Origin of the sequence: Micromonospora craniellae, assembly GCF_014764405.1 — a bacterium.
Taxonomy (GTDB): Bacteria; Actinomycetota; Actinomycetes; order Mycobacteriales; family Micromonosporaceae; genus Micromonospora; species Micromonospora craniellae.
In genome coordinates this window covers 130039-156255 of the sequence record NZ_CP061725.1, presented here as the reverse complement: position 1 = coordinate 156255, position 26217 = coordinate 130039, and the positions used below count along the sequence as shown (strand labels likewise).

The 26217-nt window shown below is 70.0% G+C and carries 24 protein-coding genes and 2 riboswitches; of the genes, 15 read left to right on the top strand and 9 right to left on the bottom strand.

Features of this window, described 5'->3' with window-relative positions; genetic code table 11:
- Nucleotides 1-2: 2 nt before the first annotated feature.
- Together ID554_RS00695 and ID554_RS00690 are read right to left on the bottom strand one after the other, a co-directional pair.
- Entirely contained in the window at nt 3-434 is a 432-nt protein-coding gene (locus ID554_RS00695; protein WP_113974894.1) for a transposase, read from the bottom strand.
- 63 nt (nt 435-497) lie between these two features.
- Entirely contained in the window at nt 498-644 is a 147-nt protein-coding gene (locus ID554_RS00690; RefSeq protein WP_191088690.1) for a hypothetical protein, read from the bottom strand.
- A 142-nt stretch (nt 645-786) separates the two neighbouring features.
- On the opposite strand from ID554_RS00690, the gene ID554_RS00685 reads away from it, so the two are divergent.
- The 6 genes from ID554_RS00685 to ID554_RS00660 all read left to right on the top strand — a co-directional run bounded on the left by ID554_RS00685 (nt 787) and on the right by ID554_RS00660 (nt 8141).
- Nucleotides 787-1704 (top strand): IS5 family transposase, encoded by a 918-nt coding sequence (locus ID554_RS00685; protein WP_191088674.1) that lies wholly within the window; start codon nt 787-789, stop codon nt 1702-1704.
- Between the two features lie 257 nt (nt 1705-1961).
- Nucleotides 1962-2291, top strand: a complete 330-nt coding sequence (locus tag ID554_RS00680; RefSeq protein WP_117231453.1) for a winged helix-turn-helix transcriptional regulator — start codon at nt 1962-1964, stop codon at nt 2289-2291.
- Between the two features lie 75 nt (nt 2292-2366).
- On the top strand, nt 2367-3572 hold the full coding sequence (locus tag ID554_RS00675) for an IS4 family transposase (protein WP_191088630.1): 1206 nt from the start codon (nt 2367-2369) through the stop codon (nt 3570-3572).
- Between the two features lie 211 nt (nt 3573-3783).
- Complete coding sequence (locus tag ID554_RS00670; protein WP_147333554.1) at nt 3784-4011, top strand: hypothetical protein; 228 nt, start codon at nt 3784-3786, stop codon at nt 4009-4011.
- 95 nt (nt 4012-4106) lie between these two features.
- Nucleotides 4107-4317: riboswitch (cobalamin riboswitch) on the top strand.
- A 113-nt stretch (nt 4318-4430) separates the two neighbouring features.
- Complete coding sequence (metE, locus tag ID554_RS00665) at nt 4431-6668, top strand: 5-methyltetrahydropteroyltriglutamate--homocysteine S-methyltransferase (protein ID WP_117230292.1); 2238 nt, start codon at nt 4431-4433, stop codon at nt 6666-6668.
- 57 nt (nt 6669-6725) lie between these two features.
- Nucleotides 6726-8141, top strand: a complete 1416-nt coding sequence (locus tag ID554_RS00660) for a glycine hydroxymethyltransferase (RefSeq protein WP_396888444.1) — start codon at nt 6726-6728, stop codon at nt 8139-8141.
- 80 nt (nt 8142-8221) lie between these two features.
- On the opposite strand, the gene ID554_RS00655 is transcribed toward ID554_RS00660, so the two are convergent.
- The 6 genes from ID554_RS00655 to ID554_RS00630 form a co-directional block, all read right to left on the bottom strand.
- Nucleotides 8222-9145 (bottom strand): MerR family transcriptional regulator, encoded by a 924-nt coding sequence (locus tag ID554_RS00655; protein ID WP_158573811.1) that lies wholly within the window; start codon nt 9143-9145, stop codon nt 8222-8224.
- Nucleotides 9146-9266: 121 nt separating this feature from the next.
- Nucleotides 9267-9569: a hypothetical protein gene (locus tag ID554_RS00650; RefSeq protein WP_117230255.1), complete on the bottom strand. Its 303-nt coding sequence runs from the start codon at nt 9567-9569 to the stop codon at nt 9267-9269.
- A gap of 402 nt (nt 9570-9971) precedes the next feature.
- Nucleotides 9972-10188, bottom strand: a riboswitch (cobalamin riboswitch).
- A gap of 75 nt (nt 10189-10263) precedes the next feature.
- Nucleotides 10264-10890: a GNAT family N-acetyltransferase gene (locus ID554_RS00645; RefSeq protein WP_117230256.1), complete on the bottom strand. Its 627-nt coding sequence runs from the start codon at nt 10888-10890 to the stop codon at nt 10264-10266.
- Nucleotides 10881-12479: an amidohydrolase gene (locus ID554_RS00640; RefSeq protein WP_117230257.1), complete on the bottom strand. Its 1599-nt coding sequence runs from the start codon at nt 12477-12479 to the stop codon at nt 10881-10883. Before ID554_RS00640 ends, ID554_RS00645 begins: the two co-directional genes overlap by 10 nt.
- Before the next feature lie 148 nt (nt 12480-12627).
- The gene (locus tag ID554_RS00635) at nt 12628-14058 is read right to left on the bottom strand and encodes an AMP-binding protein (RefSeq protein ID WP_117230258.1); all 1431 of its coding nucleotides are present in this window, start codon (nt 14056-14058) and stop codon (nt 12628-12630) included.
- Nucleotides 14048-14797 (bottom strand): enoyl-CoA hydratase/isomerase family protein, encoded by a 750-nt coding sequence (locus ID554_RS00630; protein WP_117230259.1) that lies wholly within the window; start codon nt 14795-14797, stop codon nt 14048-14050. The genes ID554_RS00635 and ID554_RS00630 overlap by 11 nt, the downstream gene beginning before the upstream one ends.
- An 83-nt stretch (nt 14798-14880) precedes the next feature.
- On the opposite strand from ID554_RS00630, the gene ID554_RS00625 reads away from it, so the two are divergent.
- A complete protein-coding gene (locus ID554_RS00625) occupies nt 14881-15525 on the top strand; it encodes a TetR/AcrR family transcriptional regulator (RefSeq protein WP_117230260.1) in 645 nt (214 codons plus the stop codon).
- 34 nt (nt 15526-15559) lie between these two features.
- On the opposite strand, the gene ID554_RS00620 is transcribed toward ID554_RS00625, so the two are convergent.
- Complete coding sequence (locus tag ID554_RS00620) at nt 15560-16963, bottom strand: short-chain fatty acyl-CoA regulator family protein (protein WP_117230261.1); 1404 nt, start codon at nt 16961-16963, stop codon at nt 15560-15562.
- A 143-nt stretch (nt 16964-17106) separates the two neighbouring features.
- Here ID554_RS00620 and ID554_RS00615 point away from each other — a divergent pair, with 143 nt between their 5' ends.
- From ID554_RS00615 to ID554_RS00580, 8 genes are all read left to right on the top strand, one after another.
- Nucleotides 17107-18666 carry an MmgE/PrpD family protein gene (locus tag ID554_RS00615; protein WP_223884378.1) on the top strand — a complete coding sequence of 520 codons (1560 nt, stop codon included), beginning with the start codon at nt 17107-17109 and terminating at the stop codon, nt 18664-18666.
- Entirely contained in the window at nt 18663-19574 is a 912-nt protein-coding gene (prpB, locus tag ID554_RS00610; RefSeq protein ID WP_117230262.1) for a methylisocitrate lyase, read from the top strand. The genes ID554_RS00615 and prpB overlap by 4 nt, the downstream gene beginning before the upstream one ends.
- Nucleotides 19575-19622: 48 nt before the next feature.
- Nucleotides 19623-20744: a bifunctional 2-methylcitrate synthase/citrate synthase gene (locus tag ID554_RS00605; RefSeq protein ID WP_117230263.1), complete on the top strand. Its 1122-nt coding sequence runs from the start codon at nt 19623-19625 to the stop codon at nt 20742-20744.
- A 105-nt stretch (nt 20745-20849) separates the two neighbouring features.
- A complete protein-coding gene (locus tag ID554_RS00600) occupies nt 20850-22349 on the top strand; it encodes a CoA-acylating methylmalonate-semialdehyde dehydrogenase (RefSeq protein ID WP_117230264.1) in 1500 nt (499 codons plus the stop codon).
- Nucleotides 22350-22356: 7 nt separating this feature from the next.
- The gene (locus ID554_RS00595; protein ID WP_117230265.1) at nt 22357-23502 is read left to right on the top strand and encodes an acyl-CoA dehydrogenase family protein; all 1146 of its coding nucleotides are present in this window, start codon (nt 22357-22359) and stop codon (nt 23500-23502) included.
- Nucleotides 23499-24545 (top strand): enoyl-CoA hydratase/isomerase family protein, encoded by a 1047-nt coding sequence (locus ID554_RS00590; protein ID WP_117230266.1) that lies wholly within the window; start codon nt 23499-23501, stop codon nt 24543-24545. Before ID554_RS00595 ends, ID554_RS00590 begins: the two co-directional genes overlap by 4 nt.
- Nucleotides 24542-25441, top strand: coding sequence for a 3-hydroxyisobutyrate dehydrogenase (gene mmsB, locus ID554_RS00585; protein WP_223884377.1), 900 nt, complete (start codon nt 24542-24544; stop codon nt 25439-25441). Before ID554_RS00590 ends, mmsB begins: the two co-directional genes overlap by 4 nt.
- Nucleotides 25438-26214, top strand: coding sequence for an enoyl-CoA hydratase (locus ID554_RS00580; RefSeq protein WP_117230267.1), 777 nt, complete (start codon nt 25438-25440; stop codon nt 26212-26214). The genes mmsB and ID554_RS00580 overlap by 4 nt, the downstream gene beginning before the upstream one ends.
- The last annotated feature ends 3 nt before the right edge of the window (nt 26215-26217 follow it).

The window sequence follows — 26217 nt, the reverse complement described above, 5'->3', positions numbered from 1 at the left end:
CGTCAGCGCCGCCTGCGCCTCGGCGAGGACGAGTTCGGCATCGCCACGGCATCCGCGCTCTCGGAGAGCAGTTCCAAGAGCGCGTGAGCTTTTCCCATGATCGACAACGCGGTCTGGGTCTTGTTCAACTCGGCCTGCAGGCGGGCGTTCTCCCGCTGAAGACGGGAAAGTTCAGCGTTCTCGGCCTTCTTCGCCGCCCGCGCAGCCGATTGCCGCCGGTCCGTCAGGCCGGCCGCGGCTCCGGCATCCCGCGCCTTGCGCCAGTCGAGAAGGTGTGAACCGTACAGCCGTTCCCGGCGCAGAATCGCCCCGCGAGCCGCCGCATCCGGCGCCGACTCGTACTCGTCCAGAATCCTCGCCTTGAACTCCGCGGTGAATGTCCGCCGCTGGGGCCGGGCGTCCGGATCCAGACTCTCATGGGGCCTCGACGTCATGCTGATGTGCTCTCCTCAGGGCCGTCCAGGAAGAGTATCCCCTGGTAGACGGGCTGTCTCACATCAGCGTGACAGGGAGGGGTCCGCAGCGCGCAACAACACCTGCGCCCGCTGCACCAGCCGATGCTCGACCGTACGCGACTTGGCAAGAGACTCCAGCAGTTCCCGCTGACCTGTTTCGAGCGCCAACGGCGCGGCAGCACGTGTCACACGCAAAGCCTACTAGGCCGTGTGTCATAAGTGCCCGTGGCCCTGCTGTGAGGTGATCGGCTGGGTGTGTCGGTGATCGATATGCGGTGAGGTCTCCGGTAGATGGGTTATCGACCAAGACAACCATCTGCACGGAGACCTCGTGGCCAGCGTAGTGGTGACGAGGCGGCACGACCTGACCGACGCGCAGTGGGCGGTGCTGGAGCCGTTGCTGCCCGGGCGGAAGAAGCCGGGTCGGCCGCCGAAGTGGAGCAAGCGGCAGCTCATTGACGGGATCAGGTGGCGGGTCCGTACGGGTGCGCCGTGGCGGGACGTGCCGGACTGCTATGGGCACTGGCGCACGGTGTACGGGCTGTACCGGCGCTGGCAGCGGGCGGGGGTGTGGGCGGGGATCCTGGCCGGGTTGCAGGGTAGGGCCGACGCGCTCGGGTTGATCTCCTGGGACGTGAGTGTGGACTCCACGATCGTGCGGGCGCATCAGCACGCCGCCGGCGCCCGCCGGGGCAGTCACACGCAGGTCGAGCCGCCGGGCGGCAGCAGCGCCGCCGAGCCGGCGGATCACGCGCTGGGCCGGTCCCGGGGCGGTCTGACGACCAAGCTGCACCTGGCCTGCGAGCAGGGCCGCATGGTGCTGGCGTTCGTCATCACCGGTGGGCAGCGCGGCGACAGCCCGCAGTTCACCACTGTGCTGGACCGCATCCGGGTGCCTCGTCTCGGTGTCGGGCGGCCCCGGTGTCGGCCGCAGCGGGTCCTGGCGGACAAGGCGTACAGCAGCAAGGCCAACCGCGGCTACCTGCGGCGCCGTGGTATCGGCTGTGTCATCCCGGTCAAGGCCGACCAGGCCGCGAACCGTCGTAAGAAGGGCTCGGCGGGTGGCCGGCCACCCGCCTTCGACCCCAGCGCATACCGGCAGCGTCACGCCGTGGAGTGCGGCATCAGCCTGCTCAAACAGCACCGTGCCGTGGCCACCCGCTACGACAAACTCGCAGTGCGCTACGAAGCCACCGCCACCATCAGCATGATCGACAACTGGCTCCGGCGCCTCGAACGGCACTTATGACACACGACCTAAACGGCTAGCTATTTACGAGACACAACACTAGTCCGTGCCGGTCAGGGTGTCGGTTCCGGCGGTGAGCGTGCAGTCATGAGTTTCTCCTTGTGGTCGTCGGCGAGTTCTGCGCGGACGTATCCGCGAAGAAGGTTTCGGCCGGTGCACCGGTCTCGGCCGCCGACCCTAGTGATTGCTGATTGCAACCAGTGTCGACTTTAGGTGGCGTGGTGGTAGATTGCAATCACTCGCGGGGAGGAAGGCAGATGCACAGGACGCCGCGTTCGGGATGTCCGATCAACACCGCTGTCGAGGTGCTCGGCGATCCGTGGGCGATGCTGGTGCTGCGCGACGTCATGTTCGGCAATCGCCGGTACTTCCGTGAACTGCTGCTGGGCTCCGAGGAGGGGATCGCGAGCAACATCCTGAGCAGCCGGCTCAAGCAGCTCACCGCTGCGGGTCTGCTGACCCGCGAGGACGCCCACCGAGGGCAGCGGGCGATGTACTCCCTCACCGAGGCGGGGATCCAGGTCCTACCCATCATGGTCCAATGCCGTTCAGTTAAGGCATCAGTGCTGGTCAGCGCGGTGAGCTGACTAGGGGTCGGCGGGCCGGTACCGTGCCGTGGCGTGACGTCGTCTGGGGTGGAGTCGCTGCGGCCGTAGGGCCGGTTGACCGATCACATCGGGCTCGGGGTGGTGTCGGCCCGGTTCAACCGGGATCTGCTGGAAGAGGTACTCAACCGCAGCGGGCGGCGTGAGAAGCGGGTCCGGCGGCTGCCGGCGCACGTGATGATCCGTTACGTGATCGCGATGGGGTTGTTCTGCGCCGAGTCTTCTGACGAGGTGATGCGCCGGCTGGTGGGTAACCTGCGCAGACTTGGTTCCTGGGACGATGACTGGCAGGTCCCGACGGCGTCGGCGATCACCCAGGCACGTCAGCGGCTGGGCGCCGAGCCGGTGAAGATGTTGTTCGACAGGGCGTGCGTGCCCTTGGCTGGACCGGGCACCAAGGGCGCCTGGCTGGCCCGGCGCCGGCTGATGGCGATCGACGCGACCACCCTCGACGTGGCCGACACCCCGGCCAACGTGGAACGCTTCGACCGGATGGGGTCGGGGCCGAAGGCGTCGGCGTACCCGAAGCTGCACATCGCGGCGTTGGCCGAGTGCGGCAGCCACGCGATCGTCGGGGCGGTACTCGGGTCGTGCCGCACCGGGGAACGTACCCTGATCAAGGATCTGGCCGGGCGGGTCGGGCCGGGCATGCTGGTCCTGGCCGACGCGGGCCTGTACTCCTTCGACCTGTTCAACTCCTTCGCCGCCACCGGCGCGGACCTTGCCTGGCGAGTCGGCGCGAGCGTGTCCATCGGGCATCTGCGGTGGCTCGCGGACGGCTCCTACCAGGCACTGATCTTCAAGGCGGGGTTGTCCGCGCAACGCCGGGCCAGGCTGGTCGAGCAGGCCCGGACCGGCCAGGAGATCCCGGCCGATCTCGCCCGCCTCGTCAGGGTGGTCGAGTACACCGTCCCGGACCGCAACCCCGACGGCGAACTCATCGTGGTGGTCACCACCCTCACCGACCACCACGAGGTCCCCGCGATGGAACTGGCGGGTGCCTACCAGCAGCGCTGGGAAGAAGAGTCCACTCTGAACGAGATCAAGACGGACCTGCGCGGCCGCGGCGAAGTCCTCCGATCGAAGGTCCCTGACCTGGTCGAACAGCAGATGTGGGGACTACTGCTGGCCCACTACGCCATCCGCGCACTGCTGCTGGAAGCCGCCGACCCGGCCGGCTACGACCCCGACCGCATGTCGTTCGTCAAAGGCCTACGCGTCGTACGCCGCCAGGTCACCGACCAGGCGGCCATTACCCCCTGAGCACCTTTCCACCGCCCTCGACGATGCCCTCACCGAGATCCGCCACCAGCCGAACCCGCCCCGACGCGACCGCAGCTGCCCCCGCGTCATCAAACGCGCCCGCCACAACTCCTACCGCGTCAAACGACCCACCGACCGGACCACCCGCCACGACGGGCCCGCCATACCCAGGCTGGCCTGCCCAGACGCCTTAACTTAATGGCATTGCATCATGGTCGTGCTGGCTAAATGGGGCCTCGAATTCCGAGACGGTTCCCCGCGTTTGCGTGCCCGCGCGGAACTCCTACGCGACGGCGGCCCCGAACTCCTGGCTGAGATGATGGACGAGCTCCGCGAGCTCCACCTGGGCATCCCGCGGCCAGACCCCACCGCGCCGCGCCCCAGCCAACGACTGCAAGCGGCCTACGACAACGCCGTGCACGTCACCGTTGCCGTGTAGCCCTCGCCGCGAGACGGCAACACGAGCGACCAGCGTCCGCAGCCCGCCGTCCCGCAGGTCGGACGCGATGGCCCGGACAGCGGTGTCGGATGCGTACCATGTCCGGTGGTGCTGGTTCGTCCCGTCCGGATGGGCGGAACGTCGTAAGAGGGAACCCGGTGGGAGACCGGGACTGCCCCGCAGCGGTGAGTGGGAACGACCGCCGTCATTTGAGCACTGGGCCGTGAGGTCTGGGAAGCGACGGCCAGTAGGCGACCTGGTGTCATGCCCGCGAGTCCGAAGACCTGCCAGCGCTGCGCACACCGCCGGTGTGCGCTGCCGGCGGCCTCTCGGGAGGGCCTGGGCGGAAAGCCGGTACCCGAGGTGTACCTGCCTTCCCTCCCGTGTCCGCCGGGCACTTCGAGGGAAGGACCCCCAAGGTGAGTACCCCATTCGGTCAGAGCACCGTGCTCGGCTACCCACGCATCGGCGCCAATCGTGAGCTGAAGAAGGCGGTGGAGGCGTACTGGGCCGGTAGCGTCGACGCCGCCGGTCTGGAACGTACGGCCGCCGGCCTGCGGGTCGAGGTCTGGCGTGCGCTGCGCGACGCCCGTCTCGACGCGATTCCGTCGAACGTCTTCTCCTACTACGATCACGTGCTCGACACCGCCGTCGCCGTCGGCGCGATCCCGACCCGGTTCGCCCGGCTGGGCCTCTCCGCGCTGGACACCTACTTCGCCATGGCCCGTGGCGTGGACGCCGAGCCGGCACTGGAACTGACGAAGTGGTTCGACACCAACTACCACTACCTGGTGCCGGAGATCGACTCCGACACCGTCTTCACCGCCGATCCGGCCAAGGCCCTCAGGGAGTATGCCGAGGCCGCTGAGCTGGGCATCACCACCCGGCCGGTGCTCGTGGGACCGGCCACGTTCCTGCTGCTGGCCAAGGGCGACGATCCGTTCGCCCGCCTCGACGACCTGGTCGAGACGTACGCCCGGATCCTCACCGCGTTGGCTGAGGCGGGTGTGGCCTGGGTGCAGTTGGACGAGCCCGCATACGTCGCCGACCGCACGCCGGACGAGATCGACGCGCTGCGGCACGCCTACACCCGACTGGGCGAGCTGGCGCAGCGGCCGCGGATCTTCGTCGCGACCTACTTCGGTGAGCTCGGTGACGCGTTGCCGGCCCTGTTGGGCACTCCGGTGGAGGCGGTCGGTCTGGACCTGGTGGCTGGGCCGGGTAATTTGCGTCGGCTTGCGGCCGCGGGTCCGCTGGGCGGTAAGACGATCGTCGCGGGTCTGGTCGATGGCCGCAACATCTGGCGTACGGACCTGCGGGCTGCCGTCGCGGTCGGTGCGACGGTCGCTGGCCTTGCTGATCACGTGGCGGTGTCCACGTCCTGTTCGCTGTTGCACGTCCCGGTCGATCTGGGTGCGGAGACCCGCCTCGACCCTCGGCTGTCCGAGCGGCTCGCGTTCGCTCGGCAGAAGGTCGACGAGGTGGTCGTGCTCGGTCGGGCGTTGCGTGACGGCGCCACGTCGTTGCCCGCCCCGGTGCCGGCCACCCCGGCGCAGTGGCGTCACGACGATGTCCGTGGCCGCCTTACCGCCCTGCGGCCCACCGACCGGCAGCGCGGCGACTACTCCACGCGGGCCACCCGCCAGCAGGAACGGCTCGGGCTGCCGGAGTTGCCGACCACCACGATCGGGTCGTTCCCGCAGACCGGTGAGCTGCGCAAGGCCCGTGCCGCGCACCGGGCCGGCAGCCTCGACGACGCCGGCTACGCGTCGCGGATGCGTGCCGAGGTGGAGCATGTCATCCGACTGCAGGAACAGTTGGGCCTGGACGTGCTCGTGCACGGTGAACCGGAACGCAACGACATGGTGCAGTACTTCGGCGAGCAGCTCGACGGCTTCGCGGCCACCGAGCACGGCTGGGTGCAGTCGTACGGCTCCCGTTGTGTCCGTCCTCCGATCATCTACGGCGACGTGGCGCGCAGGGCGCCGATGACGGTGGAGTGGTCCACCTATGCGCAGTCGCTGACCAGTAAGCCGGTCAAGGGGATGCTCACCGGTCCGGTCACCATCCTGGCCTGGTCGTTCGTGCGTAGCGACCAGCCGTTGGCGGACACCGCCGACCAGGTCGCGTTGGCGCTACGTGACGAGTGCCGTGACCTGGAGTCCGCCGGGATCCGGGTCATCCAGGTCGACGAGCCGGCGCTGCGGGAGACGCTGCCGTTGCGCAAGAGCGACCAGAAGGCGTACCTGGACTGGGCCGTCGGCGCGTTCCGGCTGGCCACCAGCGGCGTCGCCGACGACACCCAGATCCACACCCACCTGTGCTACTCGGAGTTCGGTGAGGTGATCAGCGCCATCGACGCCCTCGACGCCGACGTCACCAGCATCGAGGCGTCCCGGTCGAAGATGGAGGTCCTCGACGACCTGGCCGCGATCGGCTATGGCCGGGGTGTCGGCCCCGGGGTGTGGGACATCCATTCGCCCCGGGTGCCGCCGCGTGACGAGGTGATCGAGGCGCTGCGTCGGGCCGTCGCGGCCGTGCCGGCCCGACGGTTGTGGGCGAACCCGGACTGCGGGTTGAAGACCCGCGCCTACCCGGAGGTCGAGGCGTCCCTACGACACCTGGTCGCCGCCGCCGCCGAGGTCCGCGGCAACTGACATCGCCACGCCGGGCGATCCCACCACAGGATCGCCCGGCTCGACCCGGGAGGGACATTGAACGTCGAATCGACTGCTTTCCGTGCCGCGATCGAGGCTGTCCGCGCGGTGGAGCCGCGTATCGCCGATGCGATCACCAAGGAGCTGCACGATCAGCGGGAGTCGCTGAAGTTGATCGCCAGCGAGAACTACGCCTCACCGGCGGTGTTGCTGGCAATGGGTAACTGGTTGTCCGACAAGTACGCGGAGGGCACGATCGGTCGCCGCTTCTACGCCGGCTGCCAGAATGTCGACACCGTCGAGGCGGTCGCGGTGGAGCACGCCAGAGCGCTCTTCGGCAGCCCCTACGCCTACGTCCAGCCGCACTCCGGCATCGACGCCAACCTGGTGGCGTACTGGGCGATCCTGGCGGACCGGGTCGAGGTACCGCATCTGCGCAGGTTCGAGCGGCGGCAGGTCAACGACCTGACCGACACCGAGTGGGCGCAGCTGCGGAGCGCGTTCGGCAACCAGCGGATGCTCGGCATGTCCCTGGATGCCGGCGGCCACCTCACCCACGGATTCCGGCCCAACATCTCCGGCAAGATGTTCGACCAGCGCAGCTACGGCGTGGACCCGGCCACCGGGCGCATCGACTACACGGCGCTGCGGGAGACGGCCCGCGAGTTCAAACCGTTGATCATCGTCGGTGGCTACTCGGCCTACCCGCGTAAGGTCAACTTCGCGGCGCTACGGGAGATCGCCGACGAGGTCGGGGCGACCTTCATGGTCGACATGGCCCACTTCGCCGGGCTGGTCGCCGGCAAGGTCTTCACCGGCGACTTCAACCCGGTCGCGCACGCACACATCGTCACCACCACGACCCACAAGAGCCTGCGTGGCCCCCGCGGCGGGGCGGTCCTGGCCCAGCCCGAGCTCGCCGACCAGGTCGACCGCGGCTGCCCGATGGTGCTCGGCGGCCCACTCAACCATGTCATCGCGGCGAAGGCGGTCGCGTTCGCCGAAGCCCGTCAACCCGCGTTCGCCGCGTACGCCCAGCAGGTCGTCGACAACAGTCAGGCGCTCGCCGACGGGCTGATGCGGCGCGGCGTCCGTCTGGTCAGCGACGGTACCGACAACCATCTCGTGCTGATCGACGTGCATCCGTTCGGTCTGACCGGCCGCCAGGCCGAGCAGGCCCTTCTGGACAGTGGGGTGGTGACCAACCGCAACGCCATTCCCCGGGACCCCAACGGCGCCTGGTACACCTCGGGCATCCGTATCGGCACCCCGGCCCTGACCAGCCGCGGCCTCGGAGTCGGTGAGATGGACCAGATCGCCGACCTGATCCACACCGTGCTCACCGGCACCACGCCGACCGAGGGCTCCAAGGCGAAGTACCAGATCGACCCGGCCCTGGCCGACCGGGTCAGCAAACAGGCGACCGAGTTGCTCGCGGCATTTCCGCTCTATCCGGGCGTCAACCTCGCCTGAGCGGAAACGGTCCGGGTGGCACCACCTCGCGTGCGTGCCACCCGAACGTCGACTCCTCCCGAGATCCGGCCCGCGCCGTCTCAAATCAGACCTGCGACGGCTGTCACCGTGTCGGCGAGGTCGCGGCACGGACCCACCATCCCCACGGCCGGTGTGCCCTGGGGCGCCCACCCCTTGCCGGCGATCACGACCGTGGGCCGCCAGCCCGACACGTCAGCGAGCGTCCGGAGAATCTCCGGCCCGCGGCAATGCCGCCCGTGACTCCACACCACGACGACGGTGGGTCGGCTACGGCCGACCGCGTCGGCGAGCGCGGCGGGTCGCAGCCCGGCACCCAGGTGTACCGAGGCGATCCTGTCCTCGGCGAGCGCGGCGGCCACGGCGTCCAGTGCCACGCAGTCGCGGTGCTCGTCGATGGCGATCAGCAGGACCTGCACGGACGATCCGGAGCATGGCCGCGGCACGGTGGCGAACACCTCGCTCAGACATCGGGCCAGCACCCGGCGGGTGGACGCGCGACGTGCCTCGCTGTATCGGGCTCGGCTGATCAGGATGAACGCGGGGCCGGCCAGGGTGTGCCAGGTGTGCACCACACCCTGTGCGGCGACTGCAGCGGTCAGCGTTTCCCGTAGGGTCAGCACGTCCATGCGGCGAGCGGCGCGGGCGATGCCACGGGCGGCGGACTGGGTGTGGTGGCTGACGGCAGGGTGGTCGACGGGCTGCAGGGTCGCCTGTCGGCGGGCTTGTAGGGCGGCTTCTGCCGCGGACAGGCCACGCGCGGTCAGCTGGGCCATCACCGTGAGCACGGCCACGTCCTGCGGCGTGTAACGGCGATGTCGGCCGGCTTGGTGACCGCTGGGGCCCAGCCCGTACCGTTGGTGCCAGGACCGCAGCGTCGTGGGGGCCACACCGAGCCGGCGGGCGAGTGCGCCGGCGGGCAGCGACGATTCGGTCGAAGTTCGACAGTCGTCAGGCACCGGGTGGTGGCGGTCGATGGATGGCATGAGGCGATGTGGCTGGTCGTCGCTCATCGGCGTCCCTGCGGCGTGCACACCGACCACACCCCCGCAGAGGACGGTGCCGTGATCGTTGCGGTAGCGGAGGTCTCCCGGAGGTGGCGGTGACTCATGGTCTCGTCTCGGGTGCGGACGCTGGTCGCGGGAGTCGGCGGGCGCACATCAGGTCGTTGATGTGGCTGTCGACATCGCGTCGTGTGTCGCAGCAGGCCGGTGCTTCGGCGAGGACCTGCTGGATCGCGGCGAGCAGTTCGGTCAGGGCTCGCACCTGGTCGGTCAGGCCACGGAGCCGGGCCTCGCGTGCCCCGAGTTGCCGGCGCGCGGTGGCGAGACGTTCGTAGTCGGCGACCGGTAGGACGACGAGGTCTTCGCCGTTGATGGTCGTGCGTCGGGGCCGCAGCGGCTTGCTCATGGGGTGCTCCGCTCGTGGTGCGGGACAGGGGTGGTCGGCCGGCACGTGTTCCGGGTCTCCGCAGGGAAGGCTCGCAGTGCCCCCTCGCATGATGGGGCCGCCGGGCCGGGTGTGTGTTTCCACCAGAACGGGGGAGCACACAGGTTGACGTCGAGGCGATCCGTGCAGCGTGCTCGGGTGCGGCCCTTACGAGGCTTGCTCCTGAGTGTGATCCGCAGATGGTGAGGCTGGCCGATGCCGGTCGGCATGGGGTGCTCTCTAATCGATGACGCGCGCACCTCTGTCTCCTTCCGGCCGTGAAGACTCGGCCACGGAGAGGGTGCGATCGAGCGCAGCACAGGGTGACGTGCTGTCGCTGATGGTCGACCCGCCCTCGAAGGTCACCGAGCTCGCCACATGCCTCGTGCAGGTGGACAGCGGGCAGGTCTTCGGACTCGTGGTCGTGGCCGGATATTCCGGGCTTCCTAGTGACCGTCACTTCCCAGACCCGGATGGGTCCAGTGTCTTCGACGGCGGTCGTTCCCACTCACCGCTGCGGGGCAGTCCCGGACTCACACCGGGTTCCCTCTTGCGCCACTACGACTGGATGCCGCAGCGGACCGGCTGCGAAGCAAGGATATCGCGTCAGAGCCCTCGGTCCGGCGGGCACGGGCAAGCCGTTGCTGTCGTGGACGGTGCGCCCGGCTGTGGCGTGCTAGACCTGCGGACGTTCAGGGTCGAGCAGACCGCTGGAGCGCAACGTGCGATGCACCGCCGGGTGGTCGGCCGGCAGACCGTACCGGTGTCGGTACACGGCCAGAACGATGTCCTGAAGGTGCGCTGCGGGCAGGGGCGCCGTCGATGCCGCGTGGGTGCCGGCGGCAAGCAGCCGCAGCCGGTGTGTTGCCGCCTGGTGTGGTGGCGCGTAGTCCCGAATCGGCAGCACCTGGACCCCCAGCCGTTCGTAGAAGCTGATGCGCCGCCGACGCAGTGTCTGCTCGTCACGGTCGATATCCGCCTCGTCGGGATCTTCGACGTCCAGCAGGACTCGGCTGCGGTGCTGTGCCGCCCAACGGTGGCACAGCTGCCGCCATAGCACCGTGCCGAGTCCACGACCGCGCGTCGCGACGGCGAAGTAGCGCAGGAACACCCACGGCGTGTCGGCGAGGTCGCGGGAGACGGCGAGCCCGGCCACGGCACCGTCGATGACCGCCACGGTCACGTCATCCTGGAAAAGGTCGCTGAACGGTGCCCGCAGCCCGTCCGGGAAGCTGCTGACGTACAGGGCTTCGACGTCGCCGAGCATGGCGCTGTCGCGGGTGTCGGCCGGTATCAGGTCCATCGGAACGTGCCACCGATCATCGTGCGGAGGACCGGGATGTCCGCGATCCGGTCTGGCGCGACGGCCGTGAGGTCGTCGCCGAGGACGGTCAAGTCGGCGAGTTTGCCGACGGTCAGCGATCCGGTGCGGTGCTCCTGGCGGGACGCGTACGCGGAGCCGAGGGTGTAGGCGCGCAGCGCCTGCCGGACCGTGATCTCCTCCTCGGGTGTGAACGGTGCTCCCGATGCGGTACGGCGGGTGACCATCGACTGGATGCCGAGCAGCGGTGCGCCGGTGACCACTGGACGGTCGGAACTGCCGGGCAGGATCATGCCCGCGTCGAGTAGGGACCGCAGCCGGTAGGCCCAGGGCACCCGGTCGGCGCCGAGCGCGGTGCGCATCCCGTCGCCGATCTCGGTCACGAACCGTGCCTGCGGTACCGGCAGTACCCCGAGCGCGGCAGCGCGGTGGACCTGGTCTGGTCGGGCCACTCCGAAGTGTTCGATCCGGTGGCGTGTGTCCGGGCGGGGATGCCGGCGTCGCGCCTCGCTGTAGATGTCCAGGGCAAGGTCGATGGCCGCGTCGCCGATGGCGTGGGCGGCGACCTGCCAACCGCTGGCGTGTGCGGCCAGGATCGTCGCGCGCAGTCGAGCCGGGTCCTGCTGCAGGTATCCGGTCTGGCCGGGTCGGTCGGCGTAGGGTCGGGTCAGGGCTGCGGTGCGCCCGATCAGGGAGCCGTCGAGGAAGATCTTCATCGGGCCCAGGCGGAGGAAGTCGTCGCCGAAGCCGGTGCGGATGCCGAGGTCCAGGCCGAAACTGATGTCGTCCTGCGGGTGGCCGCTGAGCGGGTGAAGCGCGTCGGCGGTGACCATGAGTTCGGTCCGTACGTGTAGCCGGTCCTGCTCGCGGGCGTTCTGGTAGGCGGCCAACTCGATGGGGCTCTTGCCGATCCAGCCGCCGCCGATGCCGGCCTCGACCACGCTGGTGATGCCCTCGCGCAGGTACTGCCGGCCGGCCCGGTCGATGGCGGCGGTCAACGCCTCGACGGGGTAGGGCAGGACCAGTTCGTGGGCCAAGTTCTGCGCCTGTTCCTGAAGCAGGCCGGTGGGGCGGCCGGCACGGTCGGTGACCACGCTTCCGCCGGGGACATCTCGTGGTCGTTCGTGCAGGTCGAGGTGGTGCAGTACCCGGGAGTTGACCACGCACATGTGTCCGGACACGTGCTTGAGGAGCACGTGATGGTCGGCGGTGACGGCGTCCAGGTCGTCGCGGTGTGGATGCCGGCCGAGGATGTTCTCGTCGTAGCCGCTGCCGATCAGCCAGCTGCCGAGGGGTGCCTGAGCGGCTCGTTCGGCGATGGTGGCGAGCAGCGCCGGCAGGCTGGATACGCGCAGGTCGATCTCGTCGAGGGCGAGTCCGTACCAGGCCATGTGGTTGTGCGCGTCGTGAAAGCCGGGCACGACGGTGGCCCCGTCGAGGTCGATCACCTGCCGGGCGGGAATCACATCGAGGGCGACGATCCGGTCGCCACTGATCGCCACCGCGCGGGCGTCGACGCCGTCGACGGTGATGACGCGGGCGTTCGTCAGCAGGAGATCCGCGGTGCTCATCGGATGGCCTCCGGGAACGTTCGGCACCGAAGCCCCCGCAGCATCGGCGGTGCCGTGCCGAGGCGCACCGTGCGGGTCTCGCGGTGCCCGTGGGTGCGCGGTGGGTGGCTGCCGCGGCGACCGGCGCAGATGGCACGGGTGGTGACGGTCATCGCACGCCGCGGTCGAGCTGGTCTTTCGCGACCCGCTCGGAGGGGGTGCGGGGCAGGTCGTCACAGAACGTCCAATAACGCGGCACCTTGAACGCCGCCAACCGCTGCGCGCACCACTCGTGGAGTTCCTCGACTGTCGCGGTGCCCACGACGTAGGCCCTGACCTCCTCGCCGCGCAGGTCGTCGGGCACACCCACCACCGCCGCGAGGCGCACCCGAGGATGCTCCATCAGCACGTGCTCCACCTCGGCGGCGGCGATGTTCTCACCACTACGGCGGATCATGTCCTTGATCCGGCCGACGTGGTACACCCGGCCCTGCGCGTCGAGGCGGGCCAGGTCGCCGGTGGGCAACCAGCCGTCCCGCCAGGGCGGTGGGTGGCCGAGGTAGCCGTCGAACATGCCGGGACCGCGCAGCAGCAACTCCCCGTCGGCGGAGATCATCACCTCCCGGTGGGCCGCCGGCCGCCCCAGGCAGCCCGTACCGCGCAGTTCGTCGTGCTCCTGCGGACCCACGCGGATGTCGGCGCCGGTCTCGGTCATGCCGAACGCCTCGTACCACTGCACGCCCCAGCGCTGCTCCAACTCCGCATGCCGGTGGGCGGGGATGGCCGAGCACTGCACCACGCGGACCCGGTGATCGTGGTCGCGAGGGTCCGGGGGCATGGACAGCAGCAGCGCGGGCATCGCTCCCAGACAGTAGAAGTAGGTCGCCCGGTAGCGGCGGACGTCCGACCAGAAGCGGCTCGGATGGAAGCCGTCGAGGACCACCAACTCGGCACCGGCCACCAGCGCGGTCACCACGTTCCACTGGGGGTCGACGTAGCTGAACGGCTGCGCGGTGAGCATCACATCCTGATCGGTGATGTGGGGAAACTCCTCGACCAGGCTGGTGGCGAGGGTCAGCCAGTACCGGTGCGACAGCAGGCAGCCCTTGGGCGGGCCGGTGGTGCCGGAGGTGTACTGCACGTTGACTGTGGCGGCAGGATCGATCGGCTGCTGCGCGAATCCGTCCTCCGGCGTCAGCGCCTCGATGAGCTGGACCGACGGCGGCGTGGGCAGTGCGTCGAACAGTCGGCGATGCTCGCCGGTGGTGACGACGGTATCCGCACCCGAGTCGACCAGCACGTGCGCGGCGTCAGCGCTACGGTACCGGACGTTGAGGGGAACAGTCGCTGCGCCGAGGCGGGCCAGCGCCAGCCAGACCAGGGCGAACTCCGGACCGTTGGGCAGCATCACCGCGATCCGATCGCCGGCGCGGACACCACGGGCTCGCAGTGCCTGGGCGTATCCGGCGGTGAGCCGGTCCACCTCGGCGAAGGTGACGGCGACCGGTGCCCGATCGAATCGCCAGGCGATCCGATCGGGCCACCGCCGAGCGGCGCGGCTGATCAGGGCGACCAGATCAGCAGGTGGGTCAGCGGCCATCGGAGAACTCCGCGCGGGGACTGGCGTGCTCGCCGCTGTGAGTGGTCAACAGGGCGTGGTCGACCTCGACGGTCAGCGCCTGAGCCAAGGTCCCGTCGAGGCCGAGGTCGAGCGCGCGCCGGGCCAGTTGCAACGCCACCGGAGGCCGGCCCGCCAGGGCGGCGGCGAGTTCACCGGCCACCTGCTCGTGTCCGCCGGCCGGCGCCAGCTTGCCGACCAGCCCGATGCGCAGTGCCTCGGCGGCGCTGACCCGTTCACCGAACAGCAGGAGTTCGCGGGCCTTGGCCAGCCCGACGAGATGCGGCAGCAGCCGGGACACACCGCCGGTCACGCTGAGCCCCACGCCGACCTCAGGGAACCCGAACTCGGCGTCCTCACTGGCGACCACCACATCGCAGGCGAGAGCGAACTCACAACCGGCACCGAGCGCATAGCCGTGGACGGCGGCGAGGACAGCGCCCGGATATCCCCTGATCCGGCGGGTCACCTCCTGGATGCGGTCGACACGTGCCCGGACCTGCGGCAGGTCACCGCCCTCGGGTGGCTCCTTCAGGTCGTGCCCCGAGCAGAAGGCCCGGCCCCGCCCGGCGAGCAGGACCGTGCGCGCGCCATCCACCTCGGCCCGGTGCAGCGCGGCAAGGAGCCCGTCGACCAGTGCGGGTACGACCGCGTTCAGCCGGCCGGGTCGGTTCAGCCAGATCCGGGCGATCGGGTCTTCGTACTCGTAGTCCACTACCACGCCGCTACTCTAGCCACTCCCGATCGATCGGTCGATCGGGAACCGGTGCGATAGTGTCGGCGCACGTCGAGTGGGGGAGGCGTATGGAGGCGCGGCACAGGGTGCGGGCCGCCGCGCTGGAGTTGTTCGCCGAGCGCGGGTTCCACGGCACCGGGATCCGCGACCTCGCGCAACGCGCCGGCCTGTCCACCGCGACGCTCTATCACTACATGGGTACGAAGGAAGAACTGCTCGCCGAGATCATGCGCAGCAGCATGGATCTGCTGCTCCAAGCAGCCACCCGGGTCGGCGTGCAGGGCGCTGCGGTCGACCGGGTGACCCGGCTGGTCCATGTCCACGTGCTGGCCCATGCAGCCCGACCACTGCACACCCGAGTCGTCGATGACGAACTCCGTGCCCTCTCCCCACCGCTGCGTGTCGAGATCATCGGGTTGCGGGACCGATACGAGCGGCTGTGGCAGGCCGCCATCACCGATGGTGTGGCCGACGGCGTCTTCCACCTCCGGGCGTCGGACGTGGCGCGTCGGGCTCTGCTGGAGATGTGCAGTGGCGTCGCGCGATGGTACCGGCCGGACGGGCCGCTGTCGGTGGAACAGATGGCCGCGCGCTACACCGAGCTGGCGCTCAACCTGCTCGGGGTGGCCGGGCCGGTTCCCGACCTCGACACGGCCATCGCCCGCGACGCGCACCGCCTGGTCGCCGAGTTGTGGCCGGAGGACGCCGCGTAGCGGGCGTCACCACGGACGGAGTGCGGCGGCTCGGCTATCGGCGCTCCACCGCGTAGGGGATGACGGTGCGCCGGTTCTCGTCGATCAGTAGTCCGCCGGCGGCGGGCGGACGCGCGCGTTGGGCGCAGTCGCGGCGTTCGCAGATGCGGCAGCCGAGGCCGATGGGCGTGGCGGTGCGGGGGTCGTCGAGGGTGATGCCGTCGCTGTAGACGAGCCGGTGGGCGTGACGTAGCTCGCAGCCGAGGGCGACGGCGAAAGTGCTGCGAGGGCTGTGGTGTCCGCGTCCGCCGTGGGTGACCGTATGGGCGATCCAGAAGTAACGTTTGCCGTCGGGCATCTCCGCGACCTGGGTGAGGATCCGTCCGGGTGCGGCGAACGCCTCGTAGATGATCCACAGTGGGCAGGTGCCGCCGAAACGCGAGAAGTGGAAGTCGGTCGCGGACTGTCGTTTCGAGATGTTTCCCGCGCGATCGACGCGCAGGAAGGAGAACGGCACGCCGCGTCGGGTCGGCCGCTGCAGGGTGCTGAGCCGGTGGCAGGCGGTCTCCAAGCTGACACCGTAGTGCCCGGCGAGCAACTCGACGTCGTAGCGCACCTGTTCGGCCTGGCTGTGGAAGTCGGTGTAGGGCATCAGCAGCGCGCCCGCGTAGTAGTTGCCGAGGCCGATGCGGGCCAGCGCGGTCGCCTGCGGCGAGGTCAGGCCGGCCGCCAGCTCGCTGATCCGGTCGCCGTGTTCGAGGAATGCCAGCTGCGTGGCCATCTGGAAGGCGCGTTGGCCGTCGGTGTGGTTGGCGGCCAGGTGGAGCACGCGACTGTCGGGGTCGAACCGGCGTGACTCGGCGGTGGGAGCCGTGACGACCACCCGGACGCCGTGTTGGTCGCGCAGGTGTCGGCCGAGCCCCTCGGCCGCCTGGGCCGGCGTCAGTCGCAGTCGGTCGGCGAGCTGCTCGGCAGCGGTGTCCAACGGGTCGAAGTGGTTGTAGTGCTCGTAGAAGAAGTCGCGCACGGCGTCGTGCGGCTCACCGAGCAACGGCGGGCTGCCGGTGGGTCCGGTGAGGGCGGCGGCCCGTCCGGCGGCGTCCTGGTAGCGCTGGTGCAGAGCGACCAGGGCGCGCGCGGCGGCCGGGTAGTCGCGGACGAGTTCGACGACCTCGACCGGGTCGACGCTCACGCCGCTCGCCTCGTCGGCCAGCGCGGTGCGCACGTCGGCGCCGAGCCGCTCGGTATCGGTGTCGGCGAAGTGTTCCGGATCGACGCCGAGCACCTTGGCCAGGCGCAGCAGGACGGGCGCGGTGAGCGCGCGTTGGCTGTTCTCGATCTGGTTGAGGTAGCTGGTGGAGATGTCCAGCCGGCGGGCGAGTTCGGCCTGGGTGAGGCCATGCTCGCGGCGGAGCCGGCGCAGTTTGGCGTGCGCGTAGAGCTTCTTGTCCGCCGTCACTCGTCGCCTCCCTGCGGCGCCCCGGAGCTGCGAATATAACACTTGCAAAGTTCGCAAACTTTGCAGTTTTGCTGCTCCCGTGGTGGAAAGTACGCATCTTCCGGGCCTCGACGCAGGCCCTGTCGGCCGGTGAACCTCACAGGGTGACCGCCGAGCCTGAGGAGTCCCCGTTGATCGAGCACGTCGTACGCGTATCGCCCAGTGCGGAACGGCTGCCCCGCGACCGGCAACTCGCCTGGGCGTTGGCCAAGGTGGCCACCGCGCGCGCTCCGCTGGACGCCGACGCGGCGGCGATGGTCGCCAACCGGGTGATCGACAACGCCGCGGTGGCGATGGCCTCGCTGTCCCGGCGTCCGGTGTCAGTGGCCCGGGCACAGGCCCGACCGCACCGGACGGCCCCCGGGGCTTCGGTCTTCGGCGCCGACCCGGCGCTACGGGTGTCGCCGGAGTGGGCGGCCTGGGCCAACGGCACCGCGGTGCGGGAGTTGGACTTCCACGACACCTACCTGGCGGCGGACTACTCCCATCCCGGTGACAACATCCCGCCGTTGCTCGCGGTGGCCCAGCACGTCGGTGCCAGCGGCGCGGACCTGCTGCGCGGCCTGCTGGCCGCCTACGAGGTGCACGTGGCCCTGGTGACCGGGATCTGTCTGCACAAGCACAAGATCGACCACGTGGCGCACCTGAGCGCGGCGACCGCCTGCGGGCTGGGCGCGCTGCTGCGCCTGCCCACCGAGGTGGTCTACCAGGCCATCGGTCAGGCGGTGCACACCACCACCGCCACCCGCCAGTCCCGCAAGGGCGAGATCTCCTCGTGGAAGGCGTACGCCCCCGCGTTCGCCGGCAAGGCCGCGATCGAGGCGGTCGACCGCGCGATGCGGGGCGAGGGCGCCCCGGCCCCCATCTACGAGGGCGAGGACGGATTCATCGCCTGGTTGCTCGACGGCCCGGACGCCGCCTACACCGTGCCACTACCGGCACCCGGGGATCCCCTACGCGGCATCCTGCGGACCTACACCAAGGAACACTCCGCCGAGTACCAGGCCCAGGCGCTCATCGACCTAGCCCGCGCGATGCGGGACAAGGTCCCCGGCATCGACACCGCCGCAGGAGTGGACCGGATCGCCTCGATCGTCCTGTACACCAGCCACCACACCCATCACGTGATCGGCTCGGGAGCCAACGACCCACAGAAGTACGACCCGACCGCGAGCCGGGAGACGCTGGACCACTCCATCCCCTACATCCTGGCCGTGGCGTTGCAGGACGGCGCCTGGCACCACGTGCGCTCGTACGACCCGCAGCGGGCTGGCCGACCCGACACCGTCGCCCTCTGGCACAAGATCACCACGGTCGAGGACTCGGAGTGGACCCGCCGCTACCACAGCCCGGACCCGGCACAGAAGGCGTTCGGCGGGCGCCTGGAGATCACCCTCACCGACGGCACCGTCCTGGAAGACTCCCTCGCCCTGGCCGACGCCCACCCCGACGGCGCGCGTCCGTTCGACCGCCCGGCGTACGTCCGCAAGTTCACCACCCTCGCCGAGGGGGTCGTCACCGCCGACGCCCAGCGGGAGTTCCTCGACGCCGTCGCCCGCCTCGCCGACCTCACCGGTGCGGAGCTAACGGCGTTGTTCCCCACGGTCGACCACGCGGCGATCGCAGACGCCGACGCCGCCCTGCCGCAAGGAATCTTCCGATGACCTACCTGTACGCCCGTACCAGCGCCACCGCCAAACGCGCGGCACTGCGCGCCGGTCTGAAGAGCGGCGAACTGCTGCGGCTTCCGGGCGCCTTCAATCCGTTGACCGCCCGCATCGTGCAGCAGACCGGCTTCGAGGGGGTGTACGTCTCCGGCGGTGCGCTGTCGGCCGCCGCCGGTCTGCCCGACATCGGCCTGACCACGCTGACCGAGGTCGCCGGCTGGGCCGCCGACATCGCTGCCAGCACCGACCTGCCGGCGCTGGTCGACGCCGACACCGGCTTCGGCGAGCCGCTGAACGCGGCCCGCACCGTGCAACGGCTGGAGGACGCCGGGCTGGCCGGCTGTCACCTGGAGGACCAGGTCAACCCGAAACGCTGCGGACACCTGGACGGCAAGACCCTGGTCACCCCGCAGGACATGGCGCGCCGCCTGCGGGGCGCCGTGGCCGCGCGCCGCGACCCCGATTTTCTGATCATGGCCCGCACCGACGCGCGTGCCGTCGAGGGCCTGGATGGCGCGATCGCCCGGGCGAAGGCGTACGTCGATGCCGGCGCGGACGCGATCTTCCCCGAGGCGCTCGCCGACGCGGCGGAGTTCGCGGCCTTCCGGGCCGCCGTCGACGTGCCGTTGCTGGCGAACATGACCGAGTTCGGCAAGGGCCCGAACCTTGGTGTCGACCAGCTCCGCGACCTCGGCTACAACCTGGTCATCTATCCGGTCACCACGCTGCGACTGGCGATGGGCGCGGTCGAGGCCGGTCTGCGTCGACTCGCCGCCGACGGCACCGCTGCCGGGCTGCTCGACACGATGATGACCCGTTCCCGGCTCTACGAGGTCATCGACTACGACCAGTACGGCCGCTTCGACGGCGATGTCGCCGCCTTCACCCTGCCATCCGACGCCTGACCACTACGGGGGCGCGGCGCGTCCCGACATCCCGGAGGAACGACACCCATGAGCACCGACATCCGCCGTGGCCTGACCGGCGTGGTGGTCGACACCACCGCCATCTCCACTGTGATCAGCGAGACCAACTCGCTGACCTACGGCGGCTACGCCGTACAGGACCTCGCGGCCTCTCGAAGCTGGGAAGAGGTCGCCCACCTGCTGTGGCACGGCGACCTGCCCGACGCGACCCAACTGGCCGACTTCCGTGCCGCCGAGGCCGCCCAGCGTCGACTGGACCGCACCGGGCAGGAGGTGTTGCGCAAGCTTCCCGAAACCTGCCATCCGATGGACGTGCTGCGCACCGCGGTCTCCTACTTCGGTGCCCAGGACCCGACCGAGGACCTCGCCGACCGGGCGGCCAACCAGGCCAAGGCCCTGTCGCTGTTCGCGAAGCTGCCCACCGTCGTCGCCCTGGACCTCCGTCGGCGTCGGGGACAGGACCCGATCCCGCCCGACCCGACGCTCGGCTACGCCGAGAACTTCTTCCACATGTGCTTCGGCGAGGTACCGTCCGCCGATGTGGTCCGCGCCTTCGAGACCACGATGATCCTGTACGCCGAGCACAGCTTCAACGCCTCCACCTTCGCCGCCAGGGTGATCACCTCTACCCTGTCGGACCTGTACAGCGCCGTCACCGGCGCGATCGGCGCGCTCAAGGGCCCGCTGCACGGCGGGGCCAACGAGGCCGTCATGCACATGCTCGTCGCCATCGACGACCCGGATCGGGTGGAGTCCTGGCTGGACGAGGCCCTCGCCACCAAGCAGAAGATCATGGGATTCGGGCACCGGGTCTACAAGAACGGCGACTCGCGCGTACCGATCATGCAGGACGCCCTGGACAACCTGATCGCCACCCACGCCGACGACCGCGTCCGTCGGCTCGCCGAGGTGTACACCCGGCTCCAGACCGCGATGTTCCAGCGCAAGGCGATCCACCCCAACCTCGACTACCCCTCCGCGCTGGCGTACCACGTGATGGGTTTCGACACCCCGACGTTCACGCCGATCTTCGTGATGAGCCGTATCACCGGCTGGACCGCGCACATCGTCGAACAGCTCACCGCCAACGTGCTCATCCGCCCGTTGAGTGCCTACACCGGCCCGCAGCAGCGTCCCGTCCCGGCCTGACCCGACCACGTAGAAGACCTGACCCGTACCGCATCGACTCCGTAGAAGACCCGACGTCCGCCGTCCCACCAGGACGAGGCCGTCCGTTTCCCACCAGGAGACGCCATGGAACAGCTCACCCACTTCATCGCGGGCAGACACGTCGCCGGCGGCTCCGGCCGATTCGGCGACGTGTACGACCCCAGCACCGGACACGTCGCCCGGCAGGTGCCGATGGCCTCGGCAGACGAGGTCCACGCGGCGCTTGCCGACGCGGCGGCCGCACAGCGGGGCTGGGCCGCCACGAACCCCCAACGCCGCGCCCGGGTCTTGATCCGGTGGCTGGCACTCATCCACCAGCAGGCCGATGAACTCGCCGCGCTGCTCTCCGCCGAACACGGCAAGACCGTCGCCGACGCACACGGCGACATCCAGCGAGGCACAGAGGTTGTCGAGTTCGCCATCGGCGTACCGCACCTGCTCAAAGGCGAGTACACCGATTCCGCCGGCGCCGGCATCGACGTGTACTCGATGCGGCAGCCGCTGGGCGTCGTCGCGGGCATCACTCCGTTCAATTTCCCGGCGATGATCCCGCTGTGGCAGGCCGCCCCGGCGTTGGCCTGCGGCAACGCGTTCGTGCTCAAACCCAGCGAGCGGACGCCGTCGGTGCCGTTGCGGCTGGCCGAACTGTTCGTCGCCGCCGGTGGCCCGCCCGGCGTGTTCAACGTGGTGAACGGCGACAGCGAGGCCGCCGCGCCGCTGCTGACCGACCCGAGGGTGCAGGCGGTGGGATTCGTCGGCTCGTCGACGGCCGCGCGTCATGTCTACGCCACGGCCACCGCCCACGGTAAACGGGCACAGTGTTTCGGCGGTGCCAAGAACCACGCCGTGGTGATGCCCGATGCCGACCTCGACCAGGTCGTCGATGCCCTGGTCGGAGCCGCGTTCGGGTCCGCCGGAGAACGCTGCATGGCGGTCTCCGTGGCGGTGCCGGTGGGGGAGCGCACCGCCGACGCGCTCGTGGCCCGCCTCACCGACCGCATCCGGGGTCTGCGGGTCGGTGCCGCAAACGACCCGGATGCCGACTTCGGGCCGCTCGTGACCGACGTCGCCCGGCAGCGGGTCACCGACCACATCGCCGCCGGTGTGTCCGAGCACGCGACACTTCTTCTCGACGGCCGTGGGCGGACCGTGGACACCCATCCGGACGGCTTCTACCTCGGGCCGTCGCTCTTCGACCGGGTCACCCCTCAGATGTCGATCTATCAGGAGGAGATCTTCGGGCCGGTACTGTGCGTGGTCCGGGCAGCGGACTACGAGTCGGCGGTACGGCTGTGTGACGAGCACCCGTACGGCAACGGGGTGTCGGTCTTCACCCGCGACGGTGACACCGCCCGCGACTTCGCCCAGCGGGTACAGGTCGGCATGGTCGGTGTCAACGTGCCGATCCCGGTGCCGATCGCCTACCACACCTTCGGTGGCTGGAAGGCGTCCGGCTTCGGCGACCTCAACCAGCACGGTCCCGACTCGATCCGCTTCCACACCCGCACCAAGACCGTCACCTCCCGCTGGTTGTCCCGAGGCGTCCGCGACGGTGCCAGCTTCGTGATCCCCACGATGAGCTGAGGCCACCATGCAGCTGACCGACGAGCAGATCGCATTGGGTGCCACCGTCGCCGACTTCGCCACCACCCACCTGGCGCCGCACGCGGTGCGCTGGGACCGGGACAGGCACTTCCCGGTCGACGTCCTGCGCAGGGCCGCCACGCTCGGGTTGGGCGGAGTGTACGTCGACGAACGCCACGGCGGCAGCGGCCTCGGGCGTCTCGACGGTGTCGTCGTCTTCGAGGCGCTGGCCACCGGATGCCCGTCGCTGGCCGCCTACACCTCGATCCACAACATGGTGGCGGTGATGATCGACCGGCACGGGACCTCGACGCAACAGGCCACGTACCTGCCCCGCCTGTGCGCGATGGAGACGCTGGGGGCGTACTGCCTGACCGAGCCCCACGCCGGCAGCGACGCCGCCGCCATCGGCACCAGGGCCCGCCGCAGCGGCGACGGTTGGATGCTCGACGGGGTCAAGCAGTTCATCTCCGGCGCCGGTGCGGCCGGTGTGTACGTGGTGTTCGCCCGCACCGGCGCACCCGGCCCGAGAGGCGTCTCGGCGTTCCTCGTCGACGCCGACACACCCGGGCTGGCCTTCGGCCCCAACGAGGCCAAGATGGGGTGGAATGCCCAGCCCACCCGGCAGGTGATCCTCGACCAGGTCCGGCTACCGGCGACCGCCCTGCTCGGTCACGAGAACAGCGGATTCGCGATCGCGATGGCCGCCCTCGACGGCGGACGACTCAACATCGGCGCATGCTCCCTCGGCGGTGCCCAGTACGCCCTGGACCGCGCCACCGCCCATCTACGCGACCGGCCGGCCTTCGGTGCCCCCCTCGCCCAGGCACAGGCTCTGCGGTTCCGCGTCGCGGACGCCCAGACGCACCTCACCGCAGCCCGACTCCTGCTCCACCAGGCCGCCGACGACCTCGACCGCGGCGACCCGGACGCCAGCACCCGCTGCGCCATGGCGAAACGGTTGGCCACCGATACCGGATTCGACGTCGCCAACACCGCCCTGCAACTGCACGGCGGCTACGGCTACCTCAGCGAGACCGGCATCGAGAAGATCGTCCGTGACCTGCGTGTCCACCAGATCCTCGAAGGGACCAACGAGATCATGCGGCTGATCATCGCCCGCAGCATGCTTGACGAACGGAGGGCCGCGTGAGCGCGCCACCGGTCATCGCCCGGCTGACCGGCCATCTCGGGCACCTGACCCTGAACCGGCCGACCGCGATCAACGCCCTGACCGCGGAGATGGTCACCATCATCCGCCGCACCCTGGCCCTGTGGGCGGCCTCCGACCGGGTCCGCACCGTCCTGATCACCGGCGCCGGTGATCGTGGCCTGTGCGCCGGCGGCGACATCCGAGCCATCCACGCCGACGCCGTGTCCGGAGGTACCGCCTCGCTGGACTTCTGGGCCGACGAGTACCGGCTCAACGCCACCATCGCCGCCTATCCCAAACCCATCGTGGCCTGGATGGACGGGCTGGTCATGGGCGGCGGGATCGGTATCTCCGGCCACGCGTCGCTGCGGGTGGTGACCGAACGTTCCCGGCTCGCGATGCCGGAGGTGGGCATCGGTTTCCACCCCGACGTCGGCGGATCGTGGCTGCTCTCTCACGCACCAGGCCAACTCGGCACCCACCTCGCCCTGACCGGCACCCCCATCGGTGCCGCCGACGCCATCGCTGTCGGCCTGGCCGATCACTACATCCCCACCGAGCGGCTCCCGTACCTGAGGCTCGCGCTGGCCCGGCGGGACGCCGCCGGCGCCGTCGCCTCGTTCGCCACCACCCCACCCCCGGCCGCCCTCACCGCCGCCCGAGACTGGATCGACGAGTGCTACGCCGGCGAGTCGGTCGAAGAGATCATCGAGCGACTCACCCGCCACCACACACCCGACGCACGAACCGCCGCCACTGTCGTCGACAGCCGGTCACCCACCGCGCTGTCCGTCACGCTCCGCTCGCTGCGCAGCGCCGCAAACCTGCCCGACCTGCCGGCAGCCCTGGCACAGGAGTATCGGCTGTCCGCCGCGATGCTGCGGCTGCCCGACCTGGCCGAAGGAATCCGCGCCCAGATCATCGACAAGGACCGCCGGCCCCGCTGGCAGCCGTCGACGCTCGCCGACGTGTCACCGCACCTCGTGGACGCCTGTTTCGGCCCACGGGACAACCTGCCGGACCTGACCGTGGAGGCACCGTGACCATCGCGTTTCTGGGACTGGGCAACATGGGCGCCCCGATGGCAGCCCACCTCGTCACCGCAGGCCACCAGGTGATCGGATACGATCCCGCACCCGCCGCCGCTCACCAGGCGACCGCGCGCGGCGTCACCGTGACCGACAGCGTCACCGCAGCGGTCCGCGGCGCCGACGCGGTGATCACCATGTTGCCCACGGGACAACACCTGGCCGACTGCTACGACGCGGTACTCGCCGACGCCGCACCCGGCGCACTGCTGGTGGACTGCTCCACTGTCGCCGTCACCGACGCGCAGGCAGCCGCCGCCCGGGCCGCCGACGCGGGCTTCGCCCCACTCGACGCCCCCGTCTCCGGCGGCGTGGCCGGCGCCGCCGCCGGCACCCTCACCTTCATGGTCGGCGGCCCTGCCGACGCGCTTGAGACGGCCCGCCCGCTGCTCGACGCGATGGGTACCCGGGTCATCCACTGTGGCCCATCCGGATCGGGACAAGCCGCGAAGACCTGCAACAACATGGTCCTCGGCGTCTCCATGATCGCCGTGTCCGAGGCATTCCTCCTCGGCCGGTCACTCGGTCTGAGCGACCAGGCGCTGTTCGAGGTGGCCTCGACCTCGTCGGCCCAGTGCTGGGCGCTGACCAGCTACTGCCCCGTCCCCGGACCGGTGCCCACCAGCCCGGCCAACCGTGACTACCAGGGCGGCTTCTCCGCCCTGCTGATGCGCAAGGATCTTCACCTCGCGCAGGCCAGCGCGACGCGCGCGGACGTCGCCACCCCACTCGGGGCCGCCGCAGCCGTCCTCTACGACCAGTTCGTCGCCGCCGGCAACGGCGCACTGGACTTCTCGGCGATCATCACCGCCCTCGCCACCCGCACGAGCACACCGGAGGCCACCGCATGAGCGACGAGACGATTCTGATCGACGTCGCCCACGACGGCATCGCGATCGTCACCCTCAACCGGCCGCACGCCCTCAACGCACTGTCACTCCAGGTGATGCGGGACCTGACCGCAGCCGCCGCCACCCTGGACGCCGAACCCGCGGTCAAGGCCATCATCATCACCGGTTCGGCCACGGCGTTCGCCGCCGGCGCCGACATCAAGGAGATGGCCGACCGCACCTACAGCGAGATGGACGCCGCCGACTGGTTCGGCGGCTGGTCGGCGATGAGCGCCGTACGCACCCCACTCATCGCCGCAGTGGCCGGCTACGCCCTCGGCGGCGGCTGCGAACTGGCGATGATGTGCGACATCGTCATCGCCGCCGACACCGCCCGTTTCGGCCAACCGGAGATCACCCTGGGAGTCATCCCCGGGATGGGTGGATCACAACGCCTGACCCGCGCCATCGGCAAGGCCAAGGCCATGGACCTGTGCCTGACCGGACGGACGATGACCGCCGACGAGGCCGAACGCGCAGGTATGGTCTCCCGGGTCGTTTCCGCCGACCAACTGCTCGACCAGGCGATCCAACTCGCCACCCGGATCGCCGGCATGTCCGCCCCCGCCGCACGCATGGTCAAGGAGGCGATCAACCGTTCCTTCGAGGTCTCCCTGGCCGAAGGGCTGCTGCACGAACGGCGACTGTTCCACGCCACCTTCGCCACCGCCGACCAGACCGAGGGCATGGCCGCCTTCATCGCCAAGCGCCCACCACAGTTCATCGACCGATAGGGA

Excerpts from the sequence above, each read along its gene's own strand:
- ID554_RS00605 (WP_117230263.1), top strand. The coding sequence starts at position 19,623 with ATGAGCACCGACATCCGCCGTGGCCTGACCGGCGTGGTGGTCGACACC.
- ID554_RS00595 (WP_117230265.1), top strand. The coding sequence starts at position 22,357 with ATGCAGCTGACCGACGAGCAGATCGCATTGGGTGCCACCGTCGCCGAC.
- ID554_RS00655 (WP_158573811.1), bottom strand. The coding sequence starts at position 9,145 with ATGCCATCCATCGACCGCCACCACCCGGTGCCTGACGACTGTCGAACT.
- ID554_RS00650 (WP_117230255.1), bottom strand. The coding sequence starts at position 9,569 with ATGAGCAAGCCGCTGCGGCCCCGACGCACGACCATCAACGGCGAAGAC.
- ID554_RS00635 (WP_117230258.1), bottom strand. The coding sequence starts at position 14,058 with ATGGCCGCTGACCCACCTGCTGATCTGGTCGCCCTGATCAGCCGCGCC.
- ID554_RS00645 (WP_117230256.1), bottom strand. The coding sequence starts at position 10,890 with ATGGACCTGATACCGGCCGACACCCGCGACAGCGCCATGCTCGGCGAC.
- ID554_RS00625 (WP_117230260.1), top strand. The coding sequence starts at position 14,881 with ATGGAGGCGCGGCACAGGGTGCGGGCCGCCGCGCTGGAGTTGTTCGCC.
- ID554_RS00640 (WP_117230257.1), bottom strand. The coding sequence starts at position 12,479 with ATGAGCACCGCGGATCTCCTGCTGACGAACGCCCGCGTCATCACCGTC.
- prpB (WP_117230262.1), top strand. The coding sequence starts at position 18,663 with ATGACCTACCTGTACGCCCGTACCAGCGCCACCGCCAAACGCGCGGCA.
- ID554_RS00680 (WP_117231453.1), top strand. The coding sequence starts at position 1,962 with ATGCACAGGACGCCGCGTTCGGGATGTCCGATCAACACCGCTGTCGAG.
- ID554_RS00695 (WP_113974894.1), bottom strand. The coding sequence starts at position 434 with ATGACGTCGAGGCCCCATGAGAGTCTGGATCCGGACGCCCGGCCCCAG.
- ID554_RS00670 (WP_147333554.1), top strand. The coding sequence starts at position 3,784 with ATGGTCGTGCTGGCTAAATGGGGCCTCGAATTCCGAGACGGTTCCCCG.
- ID554_RS00600 (WP_117230264.1), top strand. The coding sequence starts at position 20,850 with ATGGAACAGCTCACCCACTTCATCGCGGGCAGACACGTCGCCGGCGGC.
- ID554_RS00580 (WP_117230267.1), top strand. The coding sequence starts at position 25,438 with ATGAGCGACGAGACGATTCTGATCGACGTCGCCCACGACGGCATCGCG.